This window comes from Paraburkholderia sp. JHI2823, assembly GCF_038900695.1.
GTDB classification, from domain to species: domain Bacteria; phylum Pseudomonadota; class Gammaproteobacteria; order Burkholderiales; family Burkholderiaceae; genus Paraburkholderia; species Paraburkholderia mimosarum.
This window is the reverse complement of the sequence record NZ_JAYMRY010000098.1, coordinates 1-4,751: the sequence shown is the minus strand read 5'-3', so window position 1 is coordinate 4,751 and position 4,751 is coordinate 1. Positions and strand designations below refer to the sequence as shown.

The 4,751-nt window shown below is 56.7% G+C and carries 1 protein-coding gene and 6 pseudogenes; 5 read left to right on the top strand and 2 right to left on the bottom strand.

What is annotated here, in order from left to right; translation table 11 throughout:
- Together VSR34_RS37380 and VSR34_RS37375 are read left to right on the top strand one after the other, a co-directional pair.
- A pseudogene (locus VSR34_RS37380) lies at nt 1–185 on the top strand (hypothetical protein); the annotation flags it as partial.
- Nucleotides 142–252: pseudogene (locus VSR34_RS37375) on the top strand (IS5/IS1182 family transposase); the annotation flags it as partial. The pseudogenes VSR34_RS37380 and VSR34_RS37375, both read left to right, overlap by 44 nt.
- A 191-nt stretch (nt 253–443) precedes the next feature.
- On the opposite strand, the gene VSR34_RS37370 reads toward VSR34_RS37375, so the two are convergent.
- Nucleotides 444–845: a hypothetical protein gene (locus VSR34_RS37370; RefSeq protein ID WP_342965115.1), complete on the bottom strand. Its 402-nt coding sequence runs from the start codon at nt 843–845 to the stop codon at nt 444–446.
- 13 nt (nt 846–858) lie between these two features.
- Nucleotides 859–1,271, bottom strand: a pseudogene (locus VSR34_RS37365) (peptidase); the annotation flags it as partial.
- Between the two features lie 76 nt (nt 1,272–1,347).
- On the opposite strand from VSR34_RS37365, the pseudogene VSR34_RS37360 reads away from it, so the two are divergent.
- The 3 pseudogenes from VSR34_RS37360 to VSR34_RS37350 all read left to right on the top strand — a co-directional run.
- Nucleotides 1,348–1,978, top strand: a pseudogene (locus VSR34_RS37360) (IS6 family transposase).
- A 399-nt stretch (nt 1,979–2,377) separates the two neighbouring features.
- Nucleotides 2,378–3,142, top strand: a pseudogene (locus tag VSR34_RS37355) (Xaa-Pro dipeptidyl-peptidase); the annotation flags it as partial.
- Nucleotides 3,143–3,308: 166 nt separating this feature from the next.
- Nucleotides 3,309–4,621, top strand: a pseudogene (locus VSR34_RS37350) (peptidase); the annotation flags it as partial.
- Between the last annotated feature and the right edge of the window lie 130 nt (nt 4,622–4,751).

Sequence of the window (4,751 nt, the reverse complement as noted above, 5' to 3'; positions counted from 1 at the left end):
ACAGCGCCCTCACGCGCTGGTTCAACGAGCGCACGCAGGGCACGGGACCAAACCGTCGCGCACGGCGCATCGCGATCGTCGCAGTCGCGCGGCGCCTCGCGATTGCGCTATGGCGTTATCTGAAAGAAACTGGCGCGACAGGTCCAGCAGGCCACGGGGCAGACAGTGAAAATCGCGTTCGCTGACCAGGGCTACACCGGCGAAGAGCCTGCACAGGCCGCGCTCGATGAAGGCATCGACCTTCAATTGGTCAGTGCTGCAGCCAGTGGAATTTATCCGTTCGAAGCCGAATCGCATCACCTCGTTATCACTGGCAAGGCGCAGGAGGAACATGGCGAAAAGTCACCAAGTCATCGTAAATGACCTTGACAACATTCGACTCATGCGAAAGTTTGCGACCGGCGAGCGCGTAAATCGAGGTTCTCCGCCATATCCATCGCACATCACGGTCGCTGATTCAGTTTCGATAAGTTCTTCATGCGCATTATGTGTTGCGGCGTTCGCTCGGACATGAACCGCCGCACGTCGTCGAGCCGGACATATCCTGTGCCAGCGCGATCAATCTCCGCAAAATGATCACTAACGAGTCCCCAGCCAGCAACTTTGGCCTGTTGTTGCGACAATATCCCGTTGGGGTCACCACCGGTGGCGGCGGTGAAGCGCTGAATGATCTGATCTTCCACGTCCTGTGTTACAGAGTTTTCCGATTGCTTGGGTGGCTGAACCCAGCCCTCCGGAGGTGGCGGAGGGCTGGGCAAGTCATCATAGGCAAACGCCGCTCCGATGCACGACATTGCAACAATAGTTGCGGCCATGCTAGAAGCAAAGTAGGCCAAGAATTTCATAGCTGTCGTACCATTAAAGTAACGAGCCGTCCGCGACACGTGCCGGCGACTGGTAATAACTGTCGATCGCCTGTTTGAGGGGTAAGCGTGCTATCTCCGTGTTGTAGATCATGTGCCACCCTCGAACCATTTGACTGGGATGCGGTCACTCAGGTTCACTCCCTCAAGATCAAGTTCGGTCTGGAAACCTGGCGTTGCGATATCTTCGTAACCGTGGAGAATAAGCAGTTTGGCATCAGGGTTGGCCGTCAGGACTGCTTGAATATCAGTGATGCTCTGTGGGTAGTAGTATTTACTTCCTGTTCGCTTCCATTTCCAGTTTATGACTGTCGCGCTATTCAGTGGCTCGTAGCTCGATTGGGTCTTATAGTTGACGAAATCGGGGAAATACGTCTTGAGCTGGTTAAGAAAGGCCATGTTGATGTAGTCGTCCGGGCTCTGGTGCAAATAGGGCCGGCGAATGGGTTAGAGTTGTCGGAAGAAGACGAACCGAGGAGCCACGATGAGCAAGCTGAAGAGTCCGGAGAAGTTGTTCGGCGGACGCCATTTTGATCGGGAGATCATCATCCTGTGCGTTCGCTGGTACCTGCGCTACAAGCTCAGCGTTCGCGATCTGGTAGAGATGATGGCCGAACGGGGATTGTCGCTGGCTCACACGACGATTCTGCGCAGGGTGAGGCGTTATACACCCGAGTTCGTCAAACGCTGGAACCGCTTTGCTACACCTGCGGGTCGCTCGTGGCGTGTCGATGAGACTTACCTGAAGATTCGCGGCAGGTGGGTCTACCTGTACCGGGCAGCGTCAGGGCCAGCCGCCGGAGACCATCACGCTCGACGGCTATGCCGCTTCGCACCGCGCGGTGCGCGAAATGAAGGCCGATGGTCTGCTGCCTGAAGACACGAAGGTCCGGTCCTCAAAATATCTGAACAACGTGATCGAGCAAGACCATCGCCACATCAAGTCCAGAACGAACGTGATGCTTGGGTTCAAACGATTCGGGAGCGCAGCGACCACGATTTCAGGAATCGAGTTGACGCATTGTATTCGCAAGGGGCAGTTCGATCTCGCGAAGCTCGGCCTCAAGGAGGCCGCTGCGCCCGCCGTATGGAATGCGGTTCTGTTCGATCAATAAGCTATCCCACCTATATGAGCTTTCTCAACCCGTCTACCTATTTGCACCAGAACCCTAAATGTCGGCTTGCGTAAATTCGCGTTGCTTCTTCTTGCCCGCATGGCTTTCCTTGCGTTCCGGCCGGGTTGAGCCGCCTCGGTGTGTTCGTAAGCGGTAGTTTCTGCCGCACCTAGCGCGGCCGGATCAAGAAGATCAAGCTGCGTCCGCAACCTCAACATTGCGGACGCAACTTATGACTGACACTCAAACTGACTTTGACTTTCTTCCGCTGCGGGTAATCGCCCACCACGGGCTTCAATGACTCTTAGTGTTGGAATCAATATATTTGACGCTTTTCTTCTGGTATTTGCACAGAGAACCACGTAACCTCCCGTCATTGTCGCCGGGCAGTACGATGGCGACGCACTGTACAGGAGCAAGAGGCCCGTCCAACTTTGGTTGCACAGCCGCGATCACGATGACCCTGCGTGGCAGAAGCAGATCCTGATGTGGTATTCGCGCGTAAACAATGCGTCGAGAAACACCTATGTGCGCGAGACGCCGTCGGGCGATATCCCAGCCGGCGTTACGTCCAATCCAGCGCAGAACGACACAAGTAACACGCTGATCGGCCATTGCCACTCGGGCCACTGCTCGCGAGACTGCATTCCGACGGGCGAACTGTTCATCAACGAATACACTTTGCCGACGACGGTCGACACATCGTATCACCTCCGCGACAACGGCTGCGCGGACGGTGTGCTGATACAGGGCAAGACGGACGAGACGCAGATGGGGCCGGTGGATTTCAGCAACACAAGGACGCTTCCTATGAGACGCCGCCGTTCGCCAATGCGATCCGCGTGATGATGCGCGGCCGGTTCGTTCCGTCGGTGACCGACATCAAGGTCACGCCGTCGGTGGTACGACGTAACGTATGGCTGGGCGAATCCGCGTTTCTACTAGGGCCTCGACGTCGCACAGTCGGTTGCCCCAGGCACCGACTATGACTTCTCGCTGAAGATGACGCCGCGCGACTTCACGGTATTGCCGGGTAGCAAGGTCAAGTTGACGCTTGCAGGCTATCAGCGCACCGCGCTCGTCACGCTGGACTTGGCGCATACCCCACTCGAGAGGCCAATGGTGCCGAATGCGCGCGTGGCGGCCGTGACGGTGGCTAAGTAGCGGAGGCGTCGCAGTGTTACAGACAACCCCCCCCCATCCGCAAGGTGGCACGGAGCCGGTCCGACCAGGCGGCAGATATGCTGAAACCACCTGGCCTGACCCGGTCATGATGCTTTGCAATGCGTATCACCTGTTGAACCCATTGACAATCACGAGGATCCAATCGATGACCGGAAGGATAGCAATCTGGCCCGCGATCGCGGCACTCGCTGCCGTGACGTTGGTCGCCTGCGGCGGTGACGACCCGACGCCTACCCAAGCGACTCCGTCCGCACCTGTCACGTCACCGCCAAACACCGGGGTGGCGGAACCAGAACAGAACACGTTCCTGAAAATCGCTCCGACCGATAAGGTACTGAACGACGTTATCGTATACGATACGACGAAGGATGGTTCGATTTCACTGTCGAAGATCGATGAGGATTCTTCCGTGAAAAGGCATACGATCGCCATCAACGGAAAGGCACTGCCGTATATCGCGCGCGCTGGACACTTGGTCGCCTATCGCCAAAGCGAGACCGGCACGAAGGCGGAGGCAGCGATCTTCTATACAGCATATACGCGGGATGCGCTGCCCAAGGAGAATCGGCCGGTCACGTTTCTGTGGAACGGCGGTCCTGGGTCAGCCTCGATCTGGCTGCACCTGGGATCCTGGGGACCGAAACGGCTCAGGTCCGATGCGCCGAATATGACCAATTCCACCGAGCAGCCCGATAGCTTCCCGTTTGAGGACAATGCAATTTCGCTGCTCGACCAGTCGGACATCGTCTTTGTTGACCCGCCGGGCACGGGTCTTTCCACGGCGATTGCACCACTCAAGAATGGCGATTTATGGGGAACCGACGATGACGCCCAAGTGGTCGCGGACTTCATTACGAGCTATACGAACAAATACAATCGGCAGAGTTCGCCGAAGTACCTGTACGGCGAATCCTATGGTGGCATCCGCACGCCGATCGTCGCCAATCTTCTGGAGCAGGCTGGTACCAGCAGTTACGTGCCAGATCCGTCTGGAAAGCCAGCCAAGGTCTTGGCTGGATTCATCCTCAACTCGCCGCTCGTTGATTACAATTCCAATTGCGACATGATGAACGGCCGAGAGACATGCGAAGGATATATCCCCTCCTACGCGATGACAGCCGATTACTTCAAGAAATCCGTGAAGCGCGGTACGCAAACACAAGAGCAGTATCTCGACGAGCTGCGGACGTTGGCAAAAGCAACATTCCAGACCACATTCAACACATACTTCGATGCAAACGGCAAGGCGAACAGCCAATGGAATGCGTACGCGGCAAGCACTGCGGGCCAAGCGCTCCTGAACCGGATACGGACTATACTGGTATTCCCGCATCGACCTGGAAAAGCTCGTTTAACTACACGCCTGAAGCGTTCCGCGGCGCGCTGGTTTCGGGCTACACCCTCGGGCGCTACGATGCGCGTATGAAAGTGCCGACCGGGAATAGCTTTGCGGCGGACGACGGTTCTGGTGCAAATAGGTAGACGGGTTGAGAAAGCTCATATAGGTAGGATAGCTTATTGATCGAACAGAACCGCATTCCATACGGCGGGCGCAGCGGCCTCCTTGAGGCCGAGCTTCGCGAGATCG

Bases quoted from the DNA above. Each gene is read 5' to 3' on its own strand.
- VSR34_RS37370 (WP_342965115.1), bottom strand. From the start codon at position 845: ATGAAATTCTTGGCCTACTTTGCTTCTAGCATGGCCGCAACTATTGTT.